Here is a 26737-nt window from a genome sequence, read left to right as displayed (position 1 = left end):
TCCCTTAAGACTTGATCACTGGCCCCACGAATCACGCAAGGTCACGGTACGGTTGAATACCGGAGCACCGGGTTTCGAGTCCTTGATATCCGCGCAGAAGTAACCTTCGCGCTCGAACTGGAAACGGTCTTCCGGCTGTGCGTCGCCAAGCGATGGCTCGGCACGACAACCAGTGAGAACTTGCAGCGAGTCAGGATTGATGTTGTCCAGGAAACTGGCGCTGTCTTCGGCCTTCTCGGGGTTAGGCGAGCGGAACAGACGATCGTACAGGCGCACTTCGCATTCGATGCTGGCAGCGGCCGGCACCCAGTGCACCACACCTTTGACCTTGCGGCCTTCAGGGTTCTTGCCCAGGGTGTCCGGGTCGTAGGAGCAACGCAGTTCGACGACGTTGCCATCGGCGTCCTTGATGGCTTCGTCGGCACGGATCACGTAGCTGCCACGCAGGCGCACTTCGCCGTTCGGCTCCAGGCGCTTGTAGCCTTTTGGCGGCTCTTCCATGAAGTCATCGCGGTCGATGTAGATTTCACGGGCGAACGGCAGCTTGCGCACGCCGAGTTCTTCTTTTTGCGGATGACGCGGCAGTTCGAGGTTCTCGACCTGGTCTTGCGGATAATTGGTGATCACGACTTTCAACGGACGCAGCACGCACATGGCGCGCGGGGCGTTCGCGTCGAGGTCCTGACGGATGCTGAATTCGAGCATGCCGTAGTCGACCACGCCATCGGAACGGTTGGTGCCGACCATGTCGCAGAAACTGCGGATCGACGCCGGGGTGTAGCCGCGACGGCGGAAGCCCGACAGGGTCGACATGCGCGGGTCGTCCCAGCCGTGTACGTGCTTTTCATCTACCAGCTGCTTGAGCTTGCGCTTGCTGGTGATGGTGTAGTTGAGGTTCAGGCGACTGAACTCGTACTGACGCGGGTGCGCCGGTACCGGCAGGCTGTCGAGGAACCATTCGTACAGCGGTCGGTGGCTTTCGAACTCCAGGGTGCAGATGGAGTGGGTGATGCCTTCGATGGCGTCCGACTGACCGTGGGTGAAGTCGTAGTTCGGGTAGATGCACCACTTGTCACCGGTCTGGTGGTGATGGGCGTGGCGGATGCGGTACATGATCGGGTCGCGCAGGTTCATGTTCGGCGAGGCCATGTCGATCTTGGCACGCAGTACACGGGCGCCGTCCGGGAACTCACCGGCGCGCATGCGGTTGAACCAGTCCAGGTTCTCTTCCACCGAGCGGTCGCGGAACGGGCTGTTCTTGCCCGGCTCGGTCAGCGTGCCACGGTATTCCTTGGCCTGCTCAGGAGTCAGGTCGTCGACGTAGGCCTTGCCGGCCTTGATCAGCTCGACAGCCCAGTCGAACAACTGGTCGAAATACTTGGAGGCATAGCGCACTTCACCGGACCATTCGAAGCCCAGCCACTTGATGTCGCTTTCGATGGCGTCGATGTATTCCTGGTCTTCCTTGGCCGGGTTGGTGTCGTCGAAACGCAGGTGCGTGACGCCACCGAACTCCTGGGCCAGGCCGAAGTTCACACAGATCGACTTCGCGTGGCCGATGTGCAGGTAACCGTTGGGCTCAGGCGGGAAACGGGTGACGATCTGCGTGTGCTTGCCCGAATCCAGGTCCGCCTGGATGATCGGGCGCAGGAAATTGACCGGGACGGCAGGTCCGGCCTTGGAATTCGAGGTAGGGTCGACAGTGGGCTTGCTCATAGGATCCTTGAACAGACGAAGTACTTGGCCGGGTGAGGCCGACAAACAAAGGGCTTATCATAGCCGATGCTGTCAAGGCCCTGACAGAGCGCGGCCAAAAACTGCTGCATTTATTGCATGGGCGGTAAAAAACCACCTCGAAATTCCCGCAGGTCACGCTAAACTGCGCGCCTTGGTTGCGGTTTTTGCCAAGCAGGTAAGGCGCAAAACGCCCAAACCCACGAATTCCTTGAAAGAGTAGTGAACATGACTCAAGTCAAACTGACCACCAACCACGGTGACATCGTCATCGAGCTGAACGCCGAGAAAGCGCCGATCACCGTCGCCAACTTCATCGAGTACGTTAAAGCCGGCCACTACGAAAACACTGTTTTCCACCGTGTCATCGGCAACTTCATGGTCCAGGGCGGCGGTTTCGAGCCTGGCATGAAAGAAAAGAAAGACAAGCGTCCAAGCATCCAGAACGAAGCGGACAACGGCCTTTCCAACGACAAGTACACCGTCGCCATGGCCCGTACCATGGAGCCGCATTCGGCCTCCGCGCAGTTCTTCATCAACGTGGCCGACAACGCCTTCCTGAACCACAGCGGCAAGAACGTGCAGGGCTGGGGCTACGCGGTATTCGGTAAAGTCACCGAAGGCCAGGACGTTGTCGACAAGATCAAGGGTGTGCAAACCACCGGCAAGGCAGGTCACCAGGACGTACCGGTAGAAGACGTAATCGTCGAGAAAGCCGAGATCGTTGAGTGATATTGCTGATTTCAGATTTGCATCTGGAAGAGGAGCGCCCGGACATAACCCGGGCGTTTCTGGATTTACTGAACGGCCGCGCCCGTTCCGCCCAGGCGTTGTACATTCTGGGGGACTTCTTTGAAGCCTGGATTGGCGACGATGGGATGACGCCCTTCCAGCGTTCGATTTGCCTGGCTCTGCGCGAGCTGAGCGACAGCGGCACCCAGATTTTCATCATGCATGGCAACCGGGATTTCCTGATCGGCAAGGCGTTCTGCAAAGCGGCAGGCGCCACCTTGCTCAAGGACCCGAGTGTGGTGCAGCTCGCAGGCGAACCCGTGCTGTTGATGCACGGCGACAGCCTGTGTACCCGCGACGTCGGCTATATGAAGCTGCGGCGCATCCTGCGCAACCCCATCACCCTGTTCATCCTGCGGCACCTGCCCTTGCGCACGCGGCACAAGCTGGCGCGCAAGCTGCGCAGTGAAAGCCGGGCGCAGACGCGAATGAAGACCAACGACATTGTCGATGTGACACCCGAGGAAGTGCCAAGGGTGATGCAGCAGTTTGGCGTGCGGACGTTGGTGCATGGGCATACCCACCGCCCGGCGATCCACAAGTTGCAGATTGGCGAGCAGGCGGCCAAGCGCATTGTGTTGGGGGATTGGGACAAGCAAGGGTGGGCGTTGCAGGTGGATGAGCAGGGGTTTGCGTTGGCGGCCTTTGATTTCGTCAATCCACAGTTGGCACTGCCCGGCGCATAACAACCACCCAAATTCCCGTAGCAGCTGTCGAGCCTTGGCGAGGCTGCGTTCGCGGTGTATCAGGTATACCGCAAACGCAGCCTCGCCAAGGCTCGACAGCTGCTACGGGAGGATGGGGGCTTAGTGGCCTGAAGCCTCCGGCCCCGCCTTCGCCGCAAACGGCGGTTTCGCCAGCCACACAATCACGATCAAGGCCATGAACATCCACCCCAGCAACGTGAAGTAGTCCACGGTGGACATCATGTATGCCTGGCTCGTCAGTATCTGGTCCAGTTGCGCATAGGCCTTGTGCCCTGCCCCACCGAGCGCCTGCAAGGCGTCCCGGGTGGCCGAGTCGTAGGTGGTCATGTTCTCGCTCATGTAGGCATGGTGCTGGTCCGCCCGGCGAATCCAGATCCAGGTGGTCAGCGATGCCGCAAAGCTGCCGCCCAGGGTCCGCAGGAAGGTGGCCAGGCCCGCACCGTCGGCGATTTGCGCCGGCGGCAGGTCGGACATCAGGATGCTCAAGGTCGGCATGAAGAACAACGCCACGCCGATGCCCATGAACAGCTGCACCAGGGCGATGTGGGTGAAGTCGACTTCATTGGTGAAGCCCGCCCGCATGAAGCAACTCAGGCCAATCGCCAGGAACGCCAGCCCGGCCAGCAGGCGCAGGTCGAACTTGTGCGCGTACTTGCCCACAAACGGCGACATCAATACCGGCAGGATCCCGATCGGTGCCACCGCCAGGCCCGCCCAGGTGGCGGTGTAGCCCATCTGGGTTTGCAGCCATTGCGGCAGGATCAGGTTGATCCCGAAGAAGCCCGCATAACCCAGTACCAACACAATCGTGCCGATCCGGAAGTTGCGGTAGGCGAACAGCCGCAGGTTGACCACCGGGTGCTCGTCGGTCATTTCCCAGATCACGAACACCGCCAGGGCGATGGCCGAGATCACCGCGCCGATGATGATGAAGTTCGACTCGAACCAGTCCAGGTCGTTGCCCTTGTCGAGGATGATCTGCAAGGCACCGACGCCGACAATCAGGCTCAGCAGGCCGACGTAATCCATCGGCTGGTAGCTGGTAACCACCGGGCGTTTCTTCAGTTGGGAACGCACCACCATCACCGCAAAGATGCCGATGGGTACGTTGATAAAGAAGATCCACGGCCAGCTATAACTGTCGGTAATCCAGCCGCCGAGGATCGGCCCGGCAATCGGCGCCACCACCGTGACCATCGCCAGCAACGCCAGGGCCATGCCGCGCCTGGCGGGGGGATAGACCGCGATCAGCAGCGTCTGGGTCATCGGGTACAACGGGCCGGCCACCAGGCCTTGCAGCACCCGAAAGCCGATCAGTTCGGGCATCGAGGTGGAGATGCCGCAGAGAAACGAAGCCAGCACAAACAGGATGGTGGCCCACAGAAACAGCTTCACCTCGCCGAAGCGACGGCTCAGCCAGCCAGTCAGCGGCAGCGCAATCGCGTTGCTCACCGCAAACGAGGTGATCACCCAGGTGCCCTGCTCCGAACTCACGCCGAGGTTGCCGGAAATCGTCGGCAACGCCACGTTGGCGATGGTGGTATCGAGCACCTGCATGAAGGTCGCCAGGGACAAGCCGATGGTGGCCATCAGCAAGCTGGGCGGCGTGAAGGAGGCGTTAGCGTTACTCATCGCGAATCCTGTGCAACATGATGGGCGCTACGGCCGCCGGGGCCGTAGCTGATGGATTGGCGAATCAGCGCTGGGCAGCCTTGGGAGCGGCGACGCTGTTGTCATGGATCAGTTGGGTGATCATGGCGTCGGCTTCGGCCAACTGGCGGTCGTACACATTGGTGGTGAACGAAGCCTTTTGCGGCGCCTGCTGGGCCAGTACCGGGCCGCTCTGGTCGTGCAGGTCGACGTTGACCACGGTGGACAAGCCCACCCGCAGCGGGTGCTTGGCCAACTCTTCGGCGTTTACATGGATGCGCACCGGCACCCGCTGCACGATCTTGATCCAGTTACCGGTAGCGTTCTGCGCCGGCAGCAAGGCAAACGCGCTGCCGGTGCCTGCGCCGAGGCTGTCGACGGTGCCGCTGAATTTCACGTCGCTGCCGTAGATATCAGATTCGATATCCACCGGCTGGCCGATGCGCATATTGCGCAGCTGGGTTTCCTTGAAGTTGGCGTCGATCCACAGTTGATCCAGCGGAATCACCGCCATCAGCGCGGTGCCCGGCTGAACCCGCTGGCCCAGTTGCACGGTACGCTTGGCCACATAGCCGGTGACCGGTGCGATCAAGGTGCTGCGGGCGTTGGTGAGGTAAGCCTGGCGCAACTGCGCGGCGGCGGCCTGCACGTCCGGGTGGGACGAAATCACCGTGTCATCCACCAGGGCGCTGGTGGTCTTGAACTGTTGTTGCACGTTGGCCAAGGCGTTCTGCGCCGAGGTCAGGTCGTCGCGGGCGTGGGACAGCTCTTCCTGGGAAATCGCCCCGCCGGCAGCGAGGTTCTTACGCCGGTTGTAGTTGTCCTGGGCCTTTTGCACGTTGGCTTGTTGCGCCAGCACCTGGGCTTTCATGCCATCGACGTTGCTGTACAAGCCACGCACCTGGCGCACGGTGCGGGCCAGGTTGGCCTGGGCACTTTGCAGGCCGACGGCTGCGTCGTTGGGGTCAAAGTTGATCAGCACCTGGCCTTCATGCACCAGGTCGCCATCATCGGCACCGATGCTCACCACAGTGCCGGTCACCAGCGGGGTGATTTCCACCACGTTGCCGTTGACGTAGGCGTCGTCGGTGCTTTCGCTGAAGCGGCCATACAACTCATACCAGCCCCACACGCCCACAGCGCCGAGGATGACGATCAGCGCCAGGACAAACAGCATGACTTTGCGTTTGCGCGGGTTGCTGGTGTTGGGTTGTTCAGCCTTGTTTGTTTCAGGAGCGTTGTTGCTGGTTTCGGCAGTGGCCATGACAAGTACCTTGAATTATTCAGTGCGCGTGGCTGGGGTGGTCGAGGCCACGTTATCGGCGTGGAAACCGCCGCCCAGGGCCTGCATCAGTTGAATCGAAAGATCGATTTGCTCAGCATTCAGGGTGGCCAACTGACGTTGGGCCTGGAGTAATTGCTGCTCGATGCTGAGCACGTCCAGGTAATTCCCGATGCCTGAGCTGTAACGCTGCACCCCGGTGTCGTAGGACTGCTGGGCAATGTCCGCAGCATGCTGCTGGGCCTGGATCTGCCGGCCGGTCTCGCGCAATTGCACGAGGGTGTTGCCGATATCGCCCAAGGCTTGCACCAGGGTTTTGTTGTACTGGGCCACGGCCAGGTCGTAGTCGGCGTCGCGGGCATCGAGGTCGGCGCGCAGACGGCCGCCGTCGAAGATCGGCAGCGAGATGGTCGGCGCAATGCTGAAGAAACGGCTGGCCGAACCAAACATCGCATCCCCCAGCAACGACTCGGCCCCGGCGCTCGCGCTCAGGTTGAGGTTGGGGAAGAAGCGGGTCTTGCTGGCCGCGACGTTCTTGCTCGCCGCCTCCACACGCCAGCGTGCGGCGATCAGGTCCGGACGACGGCCCACCAGTTCGGCAGGCAACACCGACGGCACGGCAACAGCGCTCGGTTTGAGCACGTTGGGGCGTACCAGTTCGCTGCCACGGTCGGGGCCTTTGCCGAGCAACACCGCGAGGGCGATCTTGGCGCTCTGCAGTTGTTTTTCGGCATCGATCAGTTGCGACTGGGAGCTGGCTTCCAGGCTTTCGGTTTGCTGGTACTGGTACTGGCTGTCGATCCCGGAGTTCAGGCGACGCTGGCCCAGGTCGAGCATTTGCCGGGTGCGCTTGAGGTCATCATTGGCCAGGTCACGCACGATATGGGCCTGGCCCAGGTCGCTGTAGGCCTTGGCGACGTTGGCCGCCAGGGTCAGACGCGCGGCCTGTTGGTCGACTTCGGCGGCGCGGGCCTGGCCCAGTGCCGCTTCCCAGGCGGCACGCTGGCCACCCCACAGGTCGAAGTTGTAGTTGAAGCTGGCACCGATGTTACGCACGGTGGCGTAGGCATCGCCCTGGCCCAACGGGTCCTGGTCCTTGGCCAGACGCGAACGGCTCACACCGGCGCTGGCATCCAGGGTCGGCATGCGCTCGGCGTCGGCGGCATAGGCCGCGGCTTCGGCCTGGTGGGCACGGGCGCTGGCCACTTGCATGTCGGGGCTGTTTTGCAGGGCTTCCTGGATCAGGCCGTCGAGCTGTGGGTCGCCGAGGCCTTTCCACCAGTCGGCGGCCGGCCAGGCAGCGGTGGACAGGGTGACGCCGCTGAGGGATTTGCCGGTTTGCAAGGTGTTGGCTTCGAGGCGTTTGCCTTCTGTGTTCAAGCCGCTGAAATTGGCACAACCGGCCATAGTCATGGCCACCAGCACAAGGCTGAGGCCGGCACGCAAGGAGCGATTGTTCATGCACCACCTACCCGCTGAATGGTGATGGGGTCACCCGCAGCTATCAGAATTTTCTTCAAGATTTTTTCCAGGGTTTGCAATTCACCCGGCTCCAGCGCGCCCGCCAATTGGTTCAGCGCCTGGGCGCCGATCTCCGGCAGCATGTCGGCTACGCGCTGGCCTTCCGGGGTCAGTACCAACTGCACCTGGCGCCGGTCCTGCTCGGAACGCTTGCGCGCCAGCAGGTCCTTTTGCTCCAGGCGGTCGAGCATGCGGGTCATGGAGCCGCTGTCCAGGGACAGGTTGCGGCACAGCTCGGCCGGGGTGTCGACGCCGTACTGGGCCATGATGATCAACACCTTGAACTGCGCGGCCGTGATGCCGTGGGGCTCCATGTGGGTGTCGATGATCTTGTCTTTAAGCAGCGCAGCCCGACCCAGCAGCAGGCCGAGGTGGCAGTTGTGGAAGTTTTCGGGGGTGAAGTGCTTCATCGTGATCAGCCTATTAACTGCCTAAGCAGTGAATGTGTGTCACGATGTTACTGCCTAGGCAGCGAATGTCAAACAAATAGTTAGGTTGCTTGCTAATTAGCGGATAAGTGGCGCTCTCGTGTAGGAGCGAGCTTGCTCGCGAAGAACTGAAGGGCAACGCGTGCATCCAGGGCGCACGCGTTATCGTTGACGTTTTTCGCGAGCAAGCTCGCTCCTACAAGGAGAGGCGCCCTTAGAAATCCCGCTTGTAGAAAATATCCAGAGAGCTGGCCACACCGCTGGCCACTTCCAGGTACACCTTTTTGCTCAGCAAATACCGCAAGGCAATGGTGTTGGCCGGCTCGAACACCCCCACGCCATAACGCAGGCTGAGCTTCTCCGAGATCTTGCCGCTGGCCACCACGGCGGTGTTGTTGCCGCTGCCCTGGGTGTCCAGCTCAAAGTCCTGGATGCCCAGGTTCTTGGCAATGTCCGACGTCACCCCGGCGCTGCCCATCAACCCAAGGCCCAGCGCCGCCTGGGCCAGCATGTTGTTGTCTTCACCGGTGGTGCTGAGGGGGCGGCCCAGTACCAGGTAGGACAGCGCCTGCTCCTGGCTCATGGCCGGTTCCGAGAAGATCTGCGTGGTGGGCTGCTCGGCGCTGCCGCTCAGGCGGATACCGGCGGTTACGTCGTCGGTCTGGCGGATGGCTTCGATGTCGAGGTACGGCTGGTCGATCGGCCCGGCGAACAGCAACCGCGCACGGCGCACCGTAAGGCGCTGGCCGTAGGCGCGGTAGCGGCCGTCGTTGAGCCAGAGTTCGCCACGGGTGTCCATATTGTCGCCGATGTGTACGTGGCCTTGAAGGTTGGCGGTGAGGCCGAAGCCGGCGAAGCTCAGCTTGTCCTTGCCCACCTCCACATCGATGTCCATCGCCATGGCCATCGGCGGCTTGCCCTCTTCGGTCTGGCTGCCGACGATCACCGTGTCATCCGAGACCTTGACCGTCGATGGCGGCAGTTCGCGCACGGTGATCTCGCCCGTGGGGATCTGCACCTTGCCGGAAATCGCCAGCTTGTCGTTTTTCATGCTGATTTTCAGGTCGGGCGCCACTTCCAGGGCCGCGTAGGGCTCCACGGTGACCGGCAGTTGCGTGCCTTGCAGTGCAATGTCCACCGCCAGGGCCTGGCCCCAGTCGATCTGGCCCTTGATAGAGCCCTGCCCGGCCTTGCCGCTGCGCCAGCCACCATTGAGCTGCACGCTTTCGCCGGCAATCAGCGCCTGGATATTCAGGCCTTCGAAGCTGGTGGGCAGTTGCGGACCGGAGATTTCGCCGCCCACCAGGTTGATGCTGCCGTTGACCTGAGGCGCCAGCAGGCCGCCGCCGATGCGCCCGTTGCCGTTGAGCTTGCCATTGAGCTTCTCGACCATCGGTACAAACGGCCGCGCCACGGCGAGGTCGAGGCCGGTCAGGGTGAAGGTGCCGGTGATCGGTTTGTTCTTCGGCAGCGGATTGATCTGCGCCTGCAACAGCAATTCGCCCAGCTTGCCGCCGCGGAAGTTCAGCTGGGTGTCGATGCGTTTGGGGTTGAGGGTGGTTTCCAGCTTCAAGGTGTCGTAGGGGAAATCCAGCCACTGGTCCTTGTCCTTGACCCGCAGGGTGCCGCCGCTGGCGTCCACCGAGACCACGCCTTTGGGGCCGCTGGCCGGCAGGTCGAGTTGCACGTCGGCATTGAGCTTGCCCTGCCAGGCGAAGTCTTTCGGCAAAAAGGCCGCCAGGCTGTCGATGGGGAACTGCTTGAGGTGGTAACGCAGCTTGGGCTCGGGCATCAGGCGCTGGTCTTCGCCGCACAGGCTCGCCGCGCCGGACACCCAGCAATGGGCAGCAAAGGTCAGCTTGCCATCGGCCATGCGCTCGATTTTCGCCGGGGCTTGCAGCTTCCAGTCCTGGCCACCCGCTTGCACATCACCGCTGGCCAGGCGCCCGCGCCAGTTGCCTTTGTCGAGGTTGCCATCCAGGGCCAGGGCCAGCTTGAGCAGCGGGCCGGCCAGGTCGAGCTGGACCTTTTGGTTTTTGATATCGCCCTGGGCACTGGCGGTGAAGGTGCCGACCTGGGTTTCACCGGCCTGGATGCCGCTGCCCTTCAGGTCGATTTTGGCGCGTTGGGCATTATCCAGGTTCGCGTCCAGGGTCAGGTTTTGCAGGCGGTTATCCTCAAACGCCAGTTGCTGGCCAACCAGGTTGAGCTTGCCTTGCGGCGCTTTCAGGGTGCCGGCGACGTCGAGGCGACCATTCATCTGCCCGCGCAGCTGCGGCCAGAGCTGGGCGAGGCGCGTCAGCTTGATGTCGATCTGCCCGGCGAGGCGCTGTTGCAGGCTGCCGCTGCCATAGATGCGGTTGTCGCCGAGGCGAATGTCGAGGGCGCCGAGGGTCCACTGCTCGCCTGCGCCTTCGGCCTTGGCCTGGAGTACGGCGGGCTGGCCCCGCAGGCGGCCCTTGAGGTCGAGGTCGGCGTTGAGCTTGAGCTGCTCGTTCTTCATCTCACCCTTGCTGCGCAACGGGCCCGCGAGGGTGCCGGGCAATTCCGCGACCCAATACGCCGGGTTGATCGCCGACAGGTCCAGCGCGGTATCCCAGGCGATGCCGTCGGCAAATTGCAGGTTCAGGTGGCCTTCGGCCTTGCCTTGGCCGGCGGCGAGTTTCAGCTCGGGGAGGAACACTTGCTTGAGGTCGCCGCTGAACGGGCTGGCCAGGCTGAACTTGCCCGCCGGGCCGTCGAGGTCGGCCTTGAAGTTGCCCAGGTAGTTGCCGTCCTTGTAGGAAACTTCGCCATTGAAGGTACGCAAGGCTACTTGGGGTTCGTCGATCACCGGGTACAGGCGATGCCAGGGGAAATCCAGCCAGTCGATTTTCGCGTCGGCGCTGAAGCCTTGCTGCCAGTCCAGATTGGCACTGACCTTGAGGCTTTGTTTATCGCCGGCATTCAAATCCAGCCCGGCGATCTGCGCGCCCTTGGCGTCGACCTTGCCTTGCAGCAGCAAATCCACCGGGCCTTTTTCCGCCGGCAGTACGGCTTTGCCCAGCAGTTGGTAACCGTTGCTCAGGTCGCCCTTGGCCGTCAGGTCCAGTTGATTGAGTTGCAGGGTATCGGGCAGATCGGCACTGGGTTTGAAGCCATCGGCGGTGATGTGCAACTGCGCCGGGAGGTTTTCCACCAGCGGTTGCAACTCGCCGCTGAGTTTGGCCGGCAGGTAGCCGCTGCTGTCGGCGTCGAGCTTGAGGGTCTTGAGCAGATCGCCATCGACCTTGAGCGCCAGCGTCCACGGCGCGCCGCCCGGGGCGTACGGCAGGCTCAGGTTACCGGCGGCGGTCAGCGGCCAATTGCCGGTTGGTTGCAGTTGGCCGGACAGGTCGAGTACCAGGCCGTCCCGTTGCAGGTGCACCGAGTCGATCTGCATCCCGGCGGCCGTCCAGTGCGCCGCCAGTTGCAGGCCCTGGAGTTCTTCGCTGCCGTTGAACAGCAGGCTGCCAACGCGGATGTCGCCCAACTGGATAGCGAGCGGCAATTTCAGGTCCGGCAGGGTAATCGGGCCGCTGCTTTCTTCGGTACTGGGCGCAAATTGCAGGCTCACCTGTTCCACATCCAACTGGTTGATGCACAACGTCATGCGCATCAGGCACGCGGGCGACCAGTCGAACTTCGGTGCCTGCAGCTCCACGCGGCTGCCGTCTTGTTGCCATAACAGATGGTCGGCACTCCACTGGCCGCCCAGGCGACCCTGGAAATTCTCCACGGCCAAACCCGGCACCTGGCCCAGCACCCAACGGCTGCCGACTTGGGTACCCAGCACCGTCCACAGCGCCAGCACTATCACCGCGAGGACCGCCAGCACGGCCAGCCCCGCTATTTTCAAACCACGCATCACAGCTCAGGCCCCATGGAAAAGTGCAAACGAATGCCGCCCGGATCTTCGAGGGCATGGGCCAGGTCGAGGCGGATCGGACCGACCGGCGACACCCAGCGCACGCCCACACCCACACCGGTTTTCAGGCTCGGCATTTCCAGGGTGTTGAACGAGTTGCCTTGGTCGATAAAGGTCGCGATCCGCCATTTTTCGGCGATGGAATATTGATACTCGGCGCTCAGGGCCACCATGTAGCGGCCACCGATGCGGTCGCCACGGTCGTTTTCCGGGGACAGGGTCTGGTATTCGTAACCGCGCACGCTCTGGTCGCCACCGGCAAAAAACCGCAACGACGGCGGTACGGATTTGTAGCCGTTGGTGGCGCTGCCGCCAAACTGCGCCCGGGCCAGGAAGCGGTGGTTGTCCCACAGGGTGGTCAAGCCCTTGATGGTCGCCGTGCCGTACAGCAGGTTGGTGTCGGAACCCAGTCCTTCCTTGGCGACCTTGGCGTCGAACAGCAGGCGATAGCCATTGTGAGGGTCGATGCGGTTATCACTGCGCAGGTAGGAGTAGCTGACCCCCGGCATCACAAGGTTACTGAGACCAGAGTCATTGCCCAGGCGATATTCTTCGCGCTGATACTTGAGCGAAATCACCCGCGTCCAGCCGCTGGGCAACTTGCTGTGCCACTCGGGGCCGAGGGTCAGCAATTTACTCAAGGTGTCGGTGTTGGCGATTTCTTCATTCTGATAGCCGCCGGCAAAGCGCAGTTTGTCGGTCAGCGGCGGGTCCAGGGGAATGTCGTACCACAGCCCGACGTTCTGCCGGGGTGCCGACAGCTCGGCTTCCCAGCCATAACTGTGGCCCTGGGGGTTGACCCAGTGGCGCGTCCAGTTGGCCTTGCCGCGGGGGCCGACGTCGGTCGAATAACCCAGGCCCAGGCCCATGGTACGGGGCTTGCGGGTTTCCAGTTGCACGGCTACCGGGATTACGTCGTTGGTGGACGCGGCCGGGGCGGCGTCCACGCGCACGCCTTCAAAAAAGCCGCTGCCTTGCAGGTTCTGGTTGAGTTCGGCGATCAGCTCGGAGTCGTAGGGCGCGCCGCTCTTGAACGGCACCATGCGTTGCAGCAGGTCTTCATCAAACGGCGTGTCGCCGGCAAAGCTGACCTTGCCCAGGGTGTAGCGCGGGCCGCTGTCATAAATGAGTTCGATATCGGCCACGCCCGCCTTGGGGTCCACCGAAAGTTTCTGACTGGTAAAGCGCCCGCTGAAAAAGCCGTAGCGTGACGCCTGGTTCTGGATAACGCGCTTGGCGTCTTCGTAGTTGCCGTGGTTGAGCACGGCGCCGGGTTTGAGTTGGTCGTTGCTGGGCACGCGAAAGCCTTTGAGGTCGGCGGCCTGGCCATCGACCCGAATGGTCACGTTACGCAAATGCACCGGTTCGCCGGGGTCGATGGTGAGGATCAGGCGCGGGTTCTTGCCGCCCTTCACATCGCTGGCAATCTGCGGCTGATAGAAGCCCAGCGCCTGGGCGGCCTTGCGGGCCTGCTCCTCGGCGCCACGGCTGAACCGTTGCAAGGCTTCTTCGTCACGATCGCCGACCCCGCCGATGTAGCCTTCGATGTTGGCTTTCAACGCGTCGTTTGAAGGTTTGATGCGCACATCCAATTCGCTTTGCGCCAAGGCGCCGCAGCTCGTGAACAGCAGGATCAAGCCGCTGGTAAATCTTCCTGGAAACTTCATAGGCCGGGATGCTACACGAGCTTGGGAGCGTCTTAGAACCCTGATTTGTCTGAACAATTCTGTCTTAAAGCGTTGCAGCCTGTAACACCTGCGGATTTGCGTGAAAGAACACGTGTTCCAGGACGGGTCCTACAGCCACCTCGCCGATCTCTTCATAGCCCTGACGTTTATAGAACTCCAGGTAGCGAGAATTCCCAGTGTCCAACACCACGCCGGAGGAATGCGGGTCTTCGGCGCACCAGTTATGTACCGCTTCCAGCAACTGTTCACCGTAGTGCTTGCCCTGGAATTGCGGGTGAATCCCCAGCAGCGGCAGTACATGCACCGAGTCCGAAGGCAGGCACGCCAGCACCGCCTGATGGTATTCCAGATAGCGCCGGGTGCCGCGCACGCCAGTACTCAGCCACATGCGCAATTGCCAGGCCCAGCTTTCTGTAATGCCCAGGCGCCGCGTGGGTGGCGCGATCAGGGCGATGCCGATCAGCCGGTCGTTGACCAGCAGGCCAATGGCCGGCAGGTTCTGGAAGAAGTGTTGCTTGACCAGTTCACGCACGGTGGCGCGCACCCGCTGTTCGTAGCCGGGACGTTCGGCTTCGAAGATGTAGGCGAACGTCGGCTCATGGCGATAGGCCTGGTACAACAGGGAGCGGGCTTCGCGGGAATAGCCGCTGTCGAGCATGTGGATCTGGGCGATGGCAGTCGAGGTGTCAGGCATAACAGTGAATCTCCCCTGGGCGCTGACTCAAAAAGGTTGCGCTCTTGTTATTACGAACGTCTGCGGCACTGGTTCGTTCAGTGTAGCCATCGAGGGCCGCTTCGCAGCCCAACGCAGCCTCGTGCCTCGGCAGCTGCTACAAGGCTGGCCCCCGTCCGACTTGTCGGCTAGCATCGCCCTTTTGCCAGACTGGACTGCCGACCATGAAAATCGTGTCTTTCAATATCAACGGGCTGCGCGCCCGCCCTCATCAGCTGGCGGCACTGATCGAGAAACACCAACCGGACGTGATCGGCCTGCAGGAAACCAAGGTCCACGACGACCAGTTCCCGCTGGATGAGATCAAGGCCCTGGGTTATCACGTGTATTACCACGGGCAGAAAGGCCACTACGGTGTTGCCCTGCTCTCGCGTCAGGAACCGCTGGCACTGCATAAAGGCTTTGCCAGCGACGAAGAAGACGCCCAGCGCCGGTTTATCTGGGGCACCTTCGCCGATGCCAACGGCAACCCGATTACCATCATGAACGGCTATTTCCCACAGGGCGAAAGCCGCGACCACCCCACCAAGTTCCCCGCCAAGCAACGCTTCTACGAAGACCTGCAGACCTTGCTGGAATCGCAGTTCAGCAATGACCAGGCCGTGGTGGTGATGGGCGATGTGAATATTTCCCCGCAAGACTGCGACATCGGCATCGGTGCCGACAACGCCAAGCGCTGGCTGAAAACCGGCAAGTGCAGCTTCCTGCCGGAAGAGCGCGAGTGGATGGCACGCTTGAAGAACTGGGGCCTGGTGGACAGCTTCCGTCACCTTAACCCGGACGTGGCAGACCGCTTCAGCTGGTTCGATTACCGCAGCCGTGGCTTTGAAGACGAGCCCAAGCGCGGGCTGCGGATCGACGTGATCATGACCTCTCAAGGCTTGCTGCCTCGGGTGAAGGATGCCGGCGTAGACTACGATCTGCGCGGCATGGAAAAACCCTCCGATCATGCGCCGATCTGGCTGGAATTGAGCTGATTTAGCATAGAGGGCCGGCAAACCGGCCCTCGTCATATTTATGCAACCTGCCTGACTTAATCTCGCGGCACTCCCTTTGGCTCGAGAAGGTGCCGGCATGATGCTGCGCGTTCTATCCCTGCTGGCCCTGCTCAGCGCATTCCCCCTCGCCGCGTCCTCCGCCCCATTGCCCTTTCCCGAAAACGGCCCGGCCTTGCGCATCCAGGGCTCCAACACCATTGGCGCGGCACTGGGCCCAGCGCTGGTCAAGGGACTGATGGAGCAACAGGGTTTGCAAGGCGTGCACAGCGAGCCGTCTGACCGAGACAACGAACAGCACATCGTCGGCAAGACCCGCCAGGGCCAAAGCGTGACGATAGACGTGGCCGCCCATGGCTCCAGCACCGGGTTTGCCGCGCTGAAAAAAGCCAGTGCCGACCTCGCCGCGTCCTCCCGGCCGATAAAAGACAGCGAGCTGGTGGACCTCGAATCCCTCGGCGACCTGAAAAGCCCCGACGCCGAGCAAGTCATCGCCGTTGATGGCCTGGCGATCATCCTCAACCCGCGCAACCCGCTCAATACCCTGAACACTGTGCAACTGGCGCAGATTTTCAGCGGCGAGGTCGCCACGTGGGAACAGATCGGCGGTATCGGCGGCAAGATTCACTTGTATGCGCGGGATGATCAGTCGGGCACCTACGATACGTTCAAGGAGCTGGTGCTCAGCCGGCGCGGCAAGTCGCTGGATGGCAGCGCCAAGCGGTTCGAGTCCAGCGAGCAATTGTCGGATGCGGTCAGCCACGATCCTCAGGGCATCGGCTTTATCGGCTTGCCCTATGTGCGCCTGGCCAAGGCGGTCGCCATAGTCGATGGCGACTCGCAGCCCATGCTGGCGTTAAACAGCCTGATCGCCACTGAGGATTACCCGCTGTCGCGCCGGTTGTTCTTCTATCTGCCACCCGCCGGGCAGAACCCGTGGGCCAAGGCGTTGGTGGACTTTGCCCAAAGCAGCAAGGGCCAGGCGATCGTGGCCGCCAACGGCTTTATCGCGCAGCAGGTGCAGGCCATGGCGGTGGAGCCCCGCGCGCCGATGCCGGCGGATTACCAGGCGATTGCCCGGCAGGCGCAGCGGCTGACCGTGAACTTCCGGTTCGAGGAAGGCAGCGCGAGCCTCGACAACAAGGCGCGTCAGGACCTGATGCGGGTGGTGGCTTATATAAAGAGCCACGGCAAGCTGGACAAGCAGGTAACGCTGGTGGGGTTTGGGGATGCCAAGAATGATGCGCAGCGGGCGGCGCTATTGTCGAAGCTGCGGGCGATGGCGGTGCGGCGGGAGCTGGTTAAAAGCGGCGTGGTGCTGAGGGATATCCGCGGGTTTGGCGCCGAGATGCCGGTGGCGGCGAATACGGCGGATGAGGGAAGGATCAAGAACCGGCGGGTGGAGGTTTGGGTTTACTGAGGACTTAGAGATCTTTATTGCCCGGACTGGCCTCATCGCGGGCAAGCCCGGCTCCCACAGTTGACTGCATTCACCTGTAGGAGCTGGCTTGCCTGCGATGAAGACACCTCGGTCTTACTGCCCGCTGCGCATCATCTCCCGCGGCACATACTTGCCGATCTCGAACTTGCCGATCGCCGCCCGGTGCACTTCGTCCGGGCCGTCGGCCAGGCGCAGGGTGCGCTGCATGGCGTACATGTAGGCCAGCGGGAAATCATTGGAAACACCGGCACCACCGTGGATCTGGATCGCGCGGTCGATCACCTTCAACGCTACGTTCGGCGCCACCACCTTGATCTGGGCGATTTCGCTTTTCGCGACCTTGTTGCCCACGGTGTCCATCATGTAGGCGGCCTTCAAGGTCAGCAGGCGCGCCATGTCGATTTCCATCCGCGAGTCGGCGATCTTGTCGATATTGCCCCCCAGGCGTGCCAGCGGTTTGCCGAAGGCGGTACGGCTGACGGAACGTTTGCACATCAATTCCAGCGCACGCTCGGCCATGCCGATGGAGCGCATGCAGTGGTGGATACGGCCCGGGCCAAGGCGCCCCTGGGCGATTTCAAAGCCCCGGCCTTCACCCAGCAGGACGTTTTCGTACGGCACGCGGACGTTTTCAAACAGCACTTCGGCGTGGCCATGAGGGGCGTCGTCGTAGCCGAACACCGGCAGCGGGCGCAGGATCTTCACGCCGGGCGCATCCACCGGTACCAGGATCATCGAGTGCTGCTGGTGGCGCGGCGCATCCGGGTTGCTCAGCCCCATGAAGATCAGGATCTTGCAGCGCGGGTCGCAGGCGCCGGAGGTCCACCATTTTTTGCCGTTGATCACCCATTCGTCGCCATCGCGTACCGCACGGGCGGCCATGTTGGTGGCGTCGGAGGAAGCCACGTCCGGCTCGGTCATGGCGAACGCCGAGCGGATCTCGCCCCGCAGCAGCGGTTCGAGCCAGCGTTGTTTCTGTTCCTCATTGGCGTAGCGCACCAGCACTTCCATGTTGCCGGTGTCGGGTGCCGAACAGTTGAACGGCTCCGGCCCCAGCAAGGAGCGGCCCATGATTTCGGCGAGTGGCGCGTATTCGAGGTTGGTCAAACCGGCGCCCAGTTCGGATTCCGGCAGGAACAGGTTCCACAGGCCTTCGGCTTTGGCCTTGAGCTTCAACTCTTCCATGATTGCGGTGGGCTGCCAGCGGTCTCCTTCGCTGACTTGGCGTTCAAACACCGGCTCGGCCGGGTAAACGTAAGCGTCCATGAACGCGGTGACACGTTCACGCAGTTCCTGAACCTTGGGCGAATAGGCGAAATCCATGGGCAGCACCTTCTCAATGGAGGTTGTTGAGGTCATGAATCGATGCTAGAACAGCGTTGATAATTTACCTAGCCTATTCTCGGCGTGTATTAACATTCATCACCGATATATGATCGGCGTATGGACACCTAACAATAAGAGCGCAGCGAAATGAATCTGAGCAAGGTCGACCTTAACCTTTTCATCGTCTTTGACGCGATCTACACCGAAGCCAACCTGACCCGCGCCGGGCAGATTGTCGGAATTACCCAGCCGGCCGTGTCGAACGCTCTGGCCCGCCTGCGGGAAACCTTTAACGACCCCCTGTTCGTGCGTACCGCCCAAGGCATGGTGCCCACGCCCATGGCCCAGAACATCATCGGCCCGGTGCGCAATGCGCTGTCGCTGTTGCGGGTGTCGGTGCAGGAAAGCCGGATTTTCAACCCGCAACAGGCCGCCAAGACCTACCGCATCAGCATGACCGACCTCACCGAAGCGGTGATTCTGCCGCCGCTGTTCCAGCGCCTGCGCCGCCTGGCGCCGACGGTGGTGATCGAGAGTTTTCTGTCCAAGCGCCGGGAAACCACCAAGGAGCTGGCGGCCGGTCGCCTGGACTTTGCCGTTGATGCGCCGCTCAACACCGACCCGCAAGTGCGCCACGTCAAGCTGATGGAAGACCGCTACGTGTGTGCCATGCGCAAGGGCCACCCGATGGCGGGCAAGGAAAAGCTGACCCTGGATGATTACCTGTCCCTGACCCACATTCATATCTCCAGCCGGCGCAACGGCCTGGGCCATGTCGACCTGGCGCTGGGCAAGATGGGCCTGCAACGCAAGATCGCCCTGCGTTCCCAACATTATTTGATGGCCTCGCAAGTGCTGCAGCAGACCGACATGGTCATGACCGTGCCGGAGCGCTTTGCAAGGCGTCATGAACTGCACTGGTTCAACCTGCCGGTGAACGATGTGCCGATGGTGGAAACCCATCTGTACTGGCACGAAAGCACCGACCAGGACCCGGCCAACCGCTGGATGCGCGAGCAGATGATCGAGTTGTGCCAGCAAGTGACGGCCCATGAGAAGAAGCTGGACAAACTGTAGGAGCGAGCTTGCTCGCGAAAAACCTGAGAACGCCGCGTTGAACCAGACAGCCTGCGTTACCGTTAGCGTTTTTCGCGAGCAAGCCCGCTCCTACAGTGGGCAATGTGCTTGACGTTAACGTCAAGCACCCATTAGCTTAGCCCTCAAGACACTCCTTGAGCGCCCCCATGAGCACGACCTACAGCATCTCCGATCTCGCCCGCGAGCTCGACATCACCACCCGCGCCATTCGTTTCTATGAAGAACAAGGCCTGCTGTCCCCGGAACGCCGGGGCCAGGAGCGCATTTATTCGCCCCGGGACAAGGTCAGCCTGAAGCTGATCCTGCGGGGCAAGCGCATCGGTTTCTCCCTGGCCGAGTGCCGGGAGCTGATCGAACTCTACGACCCCACCAGCGGCAACCAGAAACAGCTGCACAGCATGCTGGCGAAAATCGCCGAACGCCGCGAGCAGCTGGAGCAACAGTTGCTGGACATCGAACAGATGAAACTGGAACTCGACACCGCCGAAGAGCGCTGCACCCAGGCGCTGGAACAGACCCTTCAGAGCCAGGTTGGCCATTTATAAAAGGTAGCTGCCATGTCCCTCCCCTCTCACGTGCGCCTGGTGGAAGTCGGTCCGCGCGACGGCCTGCAGAATGAAGCACAACCCATCAGCGTCGCCGACAAGGTGCACCTGGTGGACGCCCTGAGCGCCGCCGGCCTGGGCTACATCGAAGTCGGCAGCTTTGTGTCGCCCAAATGGGTGCCGCAAATGGCCGGTTCTACCGAGGTGTTTGCGCAGATCCAGCGCAAGCCGGGTGTGACCTATGGCGCGTTGGCGCCGAACCTGCGGGGGTTTGAAGATGCCCTGGCTGCAGGCGTGAAGGAAGTCGCGGTGTTTGCGGCTGCCTCCGAGGCGTTTTCACAGCGCAATATCAACTGCTCCATCAGCGAAAGCCTGGAGCGCTTCGTGCCGATCATGGACGCGGCCAGGCAGCATGGGGTGAGCGTGCGGGGTTATGTGTCGTGTGTGCTGGGTTGCCCCTATGAAGGCCAGGTCGCTGCGGAGCAAGTGGCAGCCGTGGCCCGGGAGCTATTTGCCATGGGCTGCTATGAAGTCTCCCTGGGCGACACCATCGGCACCGGTACTGCGGGCGCCACGCGGCGGATGTTCGAGGTGGTTGGTGCCGAAGTGCCTCGGGACAAGCTGGCCGGGCACTTCCATGACACCTATGGCCAGGCCATCGCGAATATCTACGCCAGCCTCTTGGAAGGCATCCAGGTGTTCGACAGCTCTATTGCCGGCCTTGGCGGCTGCCCCTATGCCAAGGGCGCCAGCGGTAACGTCGCCACCGAAGACGTGCTGTACCTGCTCAATGGCCTGGGCATCGAGACCGGTATCGACATGGACAAGCTGATTCTGGCGGGCCAGCAGATCTGCACGGTACTGGGCCGACCCACCGGTTCACGCGTGGCCAAGGCGCGTAACGCCGGTTGAGTAGCCCGCTTGTGACGATGTGTTACCTCGCGGCTACACATCGGGTAACACGGGAACATATTTTGTCGCATTTCCTGAAAGAAATTTCCTACTCAAAAATCAAATCATTGATTTTAAAGGACTTTATAAAGTTGGCACGGCTTCTGCTATCTCTATTGCATAACAAGAATAAAAAGCACCAAACCTAATAAAAATAAGACGTAACGACTCTGACATAACAAAAACAACACAGCAGAGACGCAGCTAACAGATTTTTTTGGAGAAGATGTGCTTCGCAGGGTACGGCTAGCCGAAACCCGCAACCGGATAGAGAAGAACAAAAAACTACCTCAAGGTAGCTACCCACTGGTTGGATCGCGTGCGAAGAAGCAGATCAGCGCTCAAAAAAATACGTTTGCTCTTGACCCCGGATGGGGGTCGCCAAAAACAGCGGTAAAGGGCCACGGTTGCCAAAAACAACAACAGACCGCCCCTCAATAATAAAAAAAGAGCACGCAACGACAAATTAAAGGGGACCCTCGGGTCCCCTTTGTGCTTCCTCGTGGAAGGTGATTTGCGTGTATATCCGTTTTTTGGGTAACGGCTGCTATGGGTTCCGCTCTTACAGCGGCTCACTTTTGAACAGCGCAAAAGTAAGCAAAACGCTCTTGCCCCACCACTCGGCACCTCGCTTGGGCTCGGTGTGCCCTCAGCTCCGGTAGCACGAAGCGGGCCGCCGCGACGGGGCGTCCCTGCCCCGTCGCGGCTAAACCGGCGTCCTGCCGGTTTACCCGCTCCGTACTACCTGCGTTCGGCCAGCGTGGTTTAACGGGGCGCCTAAGATCAAGATCAAAAGCAGATCAACAGCACAGCGGCCTACAGGCCGGCTTGAGTGTGGTGAAGCAAAGGCAAAATCAAAATCTAAAGCCAGAGCGGGCACGGTCAACTGTGGGAGCTGGCTTGCCTGCGATGGCATCGCCTCGGTGTATCTGGAAGACCGAGTTGCCTGCATCGCCGGCAAGCCAGCTCCTACAGAAAAGCGGCTTTTGCCTTTGCTTTTAACACTCAGGTCGGCTTTCAGGCCGCCGTGCTGTTGATCTTGATTTTGATCTGACTGCCCCATTCAGCCCGAGGCCGAACTCAGGGATTGAGGAGCGGGTAAACCGGCAGGACGCCGGTTTACCCGCGACGGGGCAGGGACGCCCCGTCGCGGCGGCCCGCGGAGCAATCCCGGAGAGAGGGCACACCGAGCCTAGGCGAGGTGCCGACAGGCGGGGCAGAGCCCTTTGCTTACTTTGGGCTGGGCCGGCATTCCGGCTTTTCCAAAGTGAGTCGCTGTAAGAGCGAAACCATAAGCCGCCGTTACCTAAATAACGGATATACACCCAGAGCCCCCTCACCCCCCCTTCAACTCTTCAATCATAATTTCCCGCATCCGAAACTTCTGAATCTTCCCCGTCACCGTCATCGGAAACTCGTCAACGAACTTGAAGTGCTTCGGCGTCTTGAAGTGCGCAATCCGCCCCTTGCACCACGTCTGCAGCTCAAGCTCATTGGCCACATGCCCGGGATGGAACTTGACCCAGGCAACGATCGCCTCGCCATAACGCTCATCGGGAATCCCGATCACCTGCACATCCGCCACCGCCGGGTGCGTGAAGAAGAACTCCTCCAATTCCCGCGGGTACACGTTCTCGCCGCCGCGAATGATCATGTCCTTGTTGCGGCCGGCGATGCACACGTAACCGTGCTCGTCCATGGTCGCCAGGTCGCCGGTGTGCATCCAGCCCGCCTCATCAATGACCTCGCGGGTGCCCTCGGGGTTGTTCCAGTAACCGAGCATCACGCTGTAGCCACGGGTACACAATTCGCCCACCTGGCCCCGTGCAACCGTGTTGCCCGCCTCGTCGATGATCTTGCTTTCCAACTGTGGCTGGGTGCGGCCGACGGTGGTCACGCGCCGCTCAAGGTCGTCATCCGGCCCGGTCTGCAATGACACCGGACTGGTTTCGGTCATGCCGTAGGCAATTTGCACCTCGCTCATGTGCATCTCGCTGATGACCCGGCGCATCACCTCGATCGGGCAGGTGGCGCCCGCCATGATCCCGGTGCGCAGGCGCGACAGGTCGAACTCGGCGCGGCGTGGGTGATCGAGCATTGCGATAAACATGGTGGGCACGCCGTAGAGCCCGGTGGCCTGTTCTTCGGCGACGGCGGTCAAGGTCAGCAGCGGGTCGAAGCTGTCATTCGGGTAGATCATGGTGGTGCCGTGGGTGATACAGCCCAGGTTGCCCATCACCATGCCGAAACAGTGATACAGCGGCACCGGGATCACCAGGCGGTCTTGCGCGCCCAGGCCCAGGCTTTCGCCGACCATGTAGCCGTTATTGAGGATGTTGTGGTGACTGAGGGTGGCGCCCTTGGGGAAGCCGGTAGTGCCGGAGGTGTACTGGATGTTGACGGGTTGATCAAAGTGCAGGCTGGCCTGGCGGGTGTGCAGTTGCTCGGGCGGGACGCCTGCGCCGAGGGCCGCCAATTGTGACCAGGGCGTGAACCCCGGGGGTGGAGTGGCATCAAGGCTGATGATGCCGCGCAAGTCAGGTTTCAGCTCCTGCAACATGCCATGGTAATCGGAGGTCTTGAACGACCCGGCGCACACCAGCCATTGGCAACCGGATTGCTTGAGTACGTACTCCAGCTCACTGCTGCGATACGCCGGGTTGATATTGACCAGGATCACCCCGACCTTGGCGCTGGCGATTTGGCTGATGCACCACTCGGCGCAGTTGGGAGCCCAGATGCCCAGGCGGTCGCCGGTTTGCATGCCCATGGCCAGGAACGCACGGGCGTGCAAATCAACCGTCTCGGCCAGTTGCCGCCAGGTGTAGCGACGCTGCTGATGGCGCACCACCAACGCTTCGCCGTCGGGATAGCGCGAAACCGTGTCATCGAAGGCTTGGCCAATGGTCATGGCGAGCAAGGTCTTGTCCTGACAGCCACGGCTGTAGCTCTGATTCGGTTGATCCATAACGACCCCTGTTGTCTTTTTTGTAGGTTGACGTAAACGTAAACTACGATTGACAGCCCTGCAACGCAAGTTTACGTTAACGTAAAGGTGATCGCCCTCCTCCGGCGCATCAGCCACACAAAAACAACGCTAAAGGTGCCCGTCCATGAGTTACCCCTCCCTGAACTTCGCCCTCGGTGAAACCATCGACATGCTGCGCGACCAGGTGCAGTCCTTCGTGGCCAAGGAACTGGCGCCCCGCGCTGCGCAGATCGACATCGACAACCTGTTCCCCGCCGATATGTGGCGCAAGTTCGGCGACATGGGCCTGCTGGGCATCACCGTGCCGGAAGAATATGGCGGCGCCGGCCTGGGCTACCTGGCGCACGTAGTGGCCATGGAAGAAATCAGCCGGGGCTCGGCTTCGGTGGCGTTGTCCTACGGCGCGCACTCCAACCTCTGTGTCAACCAGATCAACCGCAACGGCACCCACGAACAAAAACTCAAGTACCTGCCCAAGCTGATCAGCGGCGAACACATCGGCGCCCTGGCCATGAGCGAGCCGAACGCCGGCTCCGACGTGGTCTCCATGAAGCTGCGCGCCGATAAACGCGGCAGTGTGTATGTGCTCAACGGCAGCAAGACCTGGATCACCAACGGCCCCGACGCCAACACCTACGTGATCTACGCCAAGACCGACCTGGAAAAGGGTGCCCACGGCATCACCGCGTTTATCGTCGAACGCGACTCGAAGGGCTTCAGCCGCAGCAACAAGTTCGACAAGCTCGGCATGCGCGGCTCCAACACCTGCGAGCTGTTTTTCGATGACGTCGAAGTGCCGGAAGAAAACATCCTCGGCGCGCTGAATGGCGGCGTGAAAGTGCTGATGAGCGGCCTCGACTACGAGCGCGTGGTGCTGTCCGGCGGCCCCACCGGGATCATGCAGGCCTGCATGGACCTGATCGTGCCGTACATCCACGACCGCAAGCAGTTCGGCCAGAGCATCGGCGAGTTCCAGCTGATCCAGGGCAAAGTCGCCGACATGTACACCCAGCTCAACGCCAGCCGCGCTTACCTGTATGCAGTGGCCCAGGCTTGCGAGCGCGGCGAGACCACGCGCAAGGACGCCGCCGGGGTGATCCTCTACAGCGCCGAACGTGCGACCCAAATGGCTCTCGACGCGATCCAGATTCTCGGCGGCAATGGCTATATCAATGAATTCCCGGCTGGCCGTCTGTTGCGTGACGCCAAGCTGTATGAAATCGGTGCTGGCACCAGTGAGATCCGACGCATGCTGATCGGTCGCGAACTGTTTAACGAAACCCGCTGAACGGAGCGCGCCCCATGGCCACCCTGCACACCCAGCTCAACCCGCGCTCGGCGGAGTTTGCCGCCAACAGCGCGGCGATGCTCCAACAGGTCGACGCCCTGCACAGCCTGCTCGCCCAGGTGCAGCAAGGCGGCGGCGCCAAGGCTCAGGAACGTCATACGTCCCGGGGCAAGCTGTTGCCGCGCGAACGGATCAATCGCTTGCTCGACCCGGGCTCGCCGTTCCTTGAGCTCAGCCAACTGGCGGCGTATCAGGTATATGGCGAAGACGTACCCGCTGCCGGCGTGATTGCCGGGATTGGCCGGGTGGAAGGCGTCGAATGCATGATCGTCGCCAACGACGCCACGGTAAAAGGCGGCTCCTACTACCCGCTGACCGTCAAAAAACACCTGCGTGCCCAGACCATCGCCGAGCAGAACCGCCTGCCCTGCATCTACCTGGTGGATTCCGGCGGCGCCAACCTGCCGCGCCAGGATGAAGTGTTCCCGGACCGTGAGCACTTCGGGCGGATCTTCTTCAACCAGGCCAACATGAGCGCCCAGGGCATTCCACAGATTGCCGTGGTGATGGGTTCCTGCACCGCCGGTGGTGCGTATGTGCCGGCCATGGCGGATGAAGCCATCATGGTCCGCCAGCAAGCCACCATCTTCCTCGCCGGCCCGCCGCTGGTGAAGGCCGCGACCGGTGAAGTGGTGAGCGCCGAAGACCTGGGCGGTGCCGATGTGCACTGCAAGATTTCCGGGGTAGCCGACCACTACGCCGACAGTGACGAACACGCCCTGGCCCTGGCCCGGCGCAGCGTGGCCAACCTCAATTGGCGCAAGCTCGGCCAGTTGCAACAGCGCACGCCGGTTGCGCCGCTGTATTCCAGCGAAGAGCTGTACGGCGTGATCCCGGCCGACGCCAAGCAACCGTTCGATGTGCGCGAAGTCATCGCGCGGCTGGTGGACGGTTCGGTGTTCGATGAGTTCAAGGCCCTGTTCGGCACCACCCTGGTGTGCGGGTTTGCCCACCTGCACGGCTACCCGATTGCGGTCCTGGCCAACAACGGCATCCTCTTCGCCGAGGCTGCGCAAAAAGGCGCGCACTTTATCGAGCTGGCTTGCCAGCGCGGGATTCCGCTGCTGTTCCTGCAAAACATCACTGGCTTTATGGTCGGCCAGAAATACGAGGCGGGCGGTATCGCCAAGCACGGCGCCAAGCTGGTGACGGCGGTGGCCTGTGCCAAGGTGCCGAAATTCACCGTGATCATCGGTGGCAGCTTCGGCGCCGGTAACTACGGCATGTGTGGCCGCGCCTACGACCCGCGCTTTCTGTGGATGTGGCCCAACGCTCGCATCGGCGTGATGGGCGCTGAACAGGCGGCCGGCGTGCTGGTACAGGTCAAACGTGAACAGGCCGAGCGCGCAGGCCAGAGTTTCAGCAGCGATGAGGAGGCCGCGATCAAGCAGCCGATCCTCGACCAGTACGAAACCCAGGGCCACCCCTACTACTCCAGCGCACGGCTGTGGGACGACGGCGTCATCGACCCGTTGCAGACCCGCGACGTGCTGGCCCTGGCCTTGTCCGCTTCGCTGAACGCCCCCATCGAGCCGAGCCGCTTCGGCGTGTTCCGCATGTAAA

At 61.7% G+C, this 26737-nt stretch carries 19 protein-coding genes; 9 read left to right on the top strand and 10 right to left on the bottom strand.

The genetic code is table 11. From position 1 onward, the window contains the following. Positions 1 to 15: 15 nt before the first annotated feature. Positions 16 to 1716 carry a glutamine--tRNA ligase/YqeY domain fusion protein gene (locus tag V3W39_RS20310; protein WP_330213205.1) on the bottom strand — a complete coding sequence of 567 codons (1701 nt, stop codon included), beginning with the start codon at positions 1714 to 1716 and terminating at the stop codon, positions 16 to 18. Between the two features lie 246 nt (positions 1717 to 1962). Between V3W39_RS20310 and V3W39_RS20305 the strand changes: the two genes are divergently transcribed. Together V3W39_RS20305 and lpxH are read left to right on the top strand one after the other, a co-directional pair. Next, the gene (locus tag V3W39_RS20305) at positions 1963 to 2466 is read left to right on the top strand and encodes a peptidylprolyl isomerase (RefSeq protein WP_010166979.1); all 504 of its coding nucleotides are present in this window, start codon (positions 1963 to 1965) and stop codon (positions 2464 to 2466) included. Further along, positions 2463 to 3212 (top strand): UDP-2,3-diacylglucosamine diphosphatase, encoded by a 750-nt coding sequence (gene lpxH / locus V3W39_RS20300; protein WP_259199065.1) that lies wholly within the window; start codon positions 2463 to 2465, stop codon positions 3210 to 3212. Before V3W39_RS20305 ends, lpxH begins: the two co-directional genes overlap by 4 nt. 120 nt (positions 3213 to 3332) lie before the next feature. Here lpxH and V3W39_RS20295 read toward each other — a convergent pair whose 3' ends face one another. From V3W39_RS20295 to V3W39_RS20265, 7 genes are all read right to left on the bottom strand, one after another. Beyond that, positions 3333 to 4865: a DHA2 family efflux MFS transporter permease subunit gene (locus V3W39_RS20295; RefSeq protein ID WP_010166975.1), complete on the bottom strand. Its 1533-nt coding sequence runs from the start codon at positions 4863 to 4865 to the stop codon at positions 3333 to 3335. A 64-nt stretch (positions 4866 to 4929) separates the two neighbouring features. Continuing rightward, a complete protein-coding gene (locus V3W39_RS20290) occupies positions 4930 to 6147 on the bottom strand; it encodes an HlyD family secretion protein (RefSeq protein ID WP_177079683.1) in 1218 nt (405 codons plus the stop codon). Positions 6148 to 6162: 15 nt separating this feature from the next. Next, on the bottom strand, positions 6163 to 7626 hold the full coding sequence (locus tag V3W39_RS20285; protein ID WP_330213204.1) for an efflux transporter outer membrane subunit: 1464 nt from the start codon (positions 7624 to 7626) through the stop codon (positions 6163 to 6165). Beyond that, the gene (locus tag V3W39_RS20280) at positions 7623 to 8096 is read right to left on the bottom strand and encodes a MarR family winged helix-turn-helix transcriptional regulator (protein WP_177048564.1); all 474 of its coding nucleotides are present in this window, start codon (positions 8094 to 8096) and stop codon (positions 7623 to 7625) included. Before V3W39_RS20280 ends, V3W39_RS20285 begins: the two co-directional genes overlap by 4 nt. 232 nt (positions 8097 to 8328) lie before the next feature. Then, on the bottom strand, positions 8329 to 12000 hold the full coding sequence (locus V3W39_RS20275; protein WP_330213203.1) for a translocation/assembly module TamB domain-containing protein: 3672 nt from the start codon (positions 11998 to 12000) through the stop codon (positions 8329 to 8331). Next, positions 12000 to 13727, bottom strand: a complete 1728-nt coding sequence (locus V3W39_RS20270; protein WP_177048543.1) for an autotransporter assembly complex protein TamA — start codon at positions 13725 to 13727, stop codon at positions 12000 to 12002. The genes V3W39_RS20275 and V3W39_RS20270 overlap by 1 nt, the downstream gene beginning before the upstream one ends. A 64-nt stretch (positions 13728 to 13791) precedes the next feature. Then, complete coding sequence (locus V3W39_RS20265; RefSeq protein WP_177048541.1) at positions 13792 to 14442, bottom strand: GNAT family N-acetyltransferase; 651 nt, start codon at positions 14440 to 14442, stop codon at positions 13792 to 13794. A 203-nt stretch (positions 14443 to 14645) separates the two neighbouring features. On the opposite strand from V3W39_RS20265, the gene xthA reads away from it, so the two are divergent. Together xthA and V3W39_RS20255 are read left to right on the top strand one after the other, a co-directional pair. Beyond that, the gene (gene xthA, locus V3W39_RS20260) at positions 14646 to 15458 is read left to right on the top strand and encodes an exodeoxyribonuclease III (RefSeq protein ID WP_294733894.1); all 813 of its coding nucleotides are present in this window, start codon (positions 14646 to 14648) and stop codon (positions 15456 to 15458) included. Between the two features lie 97 nt (positions 15459 to 15555). After that, positions 15556 to 16896 (top strand): phosphate ABC transporter substrate-binding/OmpA family protein, encoded by a 1341-nt coding sequence (locus V3W39_RS20255; protein ID WP_330213202.1) that lies wholly within the window; start codon positions 15556 to 15558, stop codon positions 16894 to 16896. A gap of 114 nt (positions 16897 to 17010) precedes the next feature. On the opposite strand, the gene V3W39_RS20250 is transcribed toward V3W39_RS20255, so the two are convergent. Continuing rightward, positions 17011 to 18240, bottom strand: a complete 1230-nt coding sequence (locus V3W39_RS20250; protein WP_177048535.1) for an acyl-CoA dehydrogenase — start codon at positions 18238 to 18240, stop codon at positions 17011 to 17013. A gap of 150 nt (positions 18241 to 18390) precedes the next feature. On the opposite strand from V3W39_RS20250, the gene V3W39_RS20245 reads away from it, so the two are divergent. From V3W39_RS20245 to V3W39_RS20235, 3 genes are all read left to right on the top strand, one after another. Continuing rightward, complete coding sequence (locus V3W39_RS20245) at positions 18391 to 19320, top strand: LysR family transcriptional regulator (RefSeq protein ID WP_177048533.1); 930 nt, start codon at positions 18391 to 18393, stop codon at positions 19318 to 19320. 167 nt (positions 19321 to 19487) lie between these two features. Next, a complete protein-coding gene (locus V3W39_RS20240) occupies positions 19488 to 19886 on the top strand; it encodes a MerR family transcriptional regulator (RefSeq protein WP_177048531.1) in 399 nt (132 codons plus the stop codon). Between the two features lie 12 nt (positions 19887 to 19898). After that, positions 19899 to 20798 (top strand): hydroxymethylglutaryl-CoA lyase, encoded by a 900-nt coding sequence (locus V3W39_RS20235; RefSeq protein WP_330213201.1) that lies wholly within the window; start codon positions 19899 to 19901, stop codon positions 20796 to 20798. Positions 20799 to 22173: 1375 nt separating this feature from the next. On the opposite strand, the gene V3W39_RS20230 is transcribed toward V3W39_RS20235, so the two are convergent. Then, positions 22174 to 23805: an AMP-binding protein gene (locus V3W39_RS20230; RefSeq protein ID WP_330213200.1), complete on the bottom strand. Its 1632-nt coding sequence runs from the start codon at positions 23803 to 23805 to the stop codon at positions 22174 to 22176. Positions 23806 to 23950: 145 nt separating this feature from the next. On the opposite strand from V3W39_RS20230, the gene V3W39_RS20225 reads away from it, so the two are divergent. Together V3W39_RS20225 and V3W39_RS20220 are read left to right on the top strand one after the other, a co-directional pair. Next, on the top strand, positions 23951 to 25114 hold the full coding sequence (locus V3W39_RS20225; RefSeq protein WP_003212472.1) for an isovaleryl-CoA dehydrogenase: 1164 nt from the start codon (positions 23951 to 23953) through the stop codon (positions 25112 to 25114). Between the two features lie 14 nt (positions 25115 to 25128). Further along, on the top strand, positions 25129 to 26736 hold the full coding sequence (locus V3W39_RS20220; RefSeq protein ID WP_259198604.1) for a carboxyl transferase domain-containing protein: 1608 nt from the start codon (positions 25129 to 25131) through the stop codon (positions 26734 to 26736). The last annotated feature ends 1 nt before the right edge of the window (position 26737 follow it).

It is taken from the genome of Pseudomonas sp. Z18(2022) (genome assembly GCF_036346535.1).
GTDB lineage: Bacteria > Pseudomonadota > Gammaproteobacteria > Pseudomonadales > Pseudomonadaceae > Aquipseudomonas > Aquipseudomonas yamanorum_A.
Note: the sequence above shows the minus strand (reverse complement) of the source record. Positions and strands in the feature narration are given on the sequence as shown.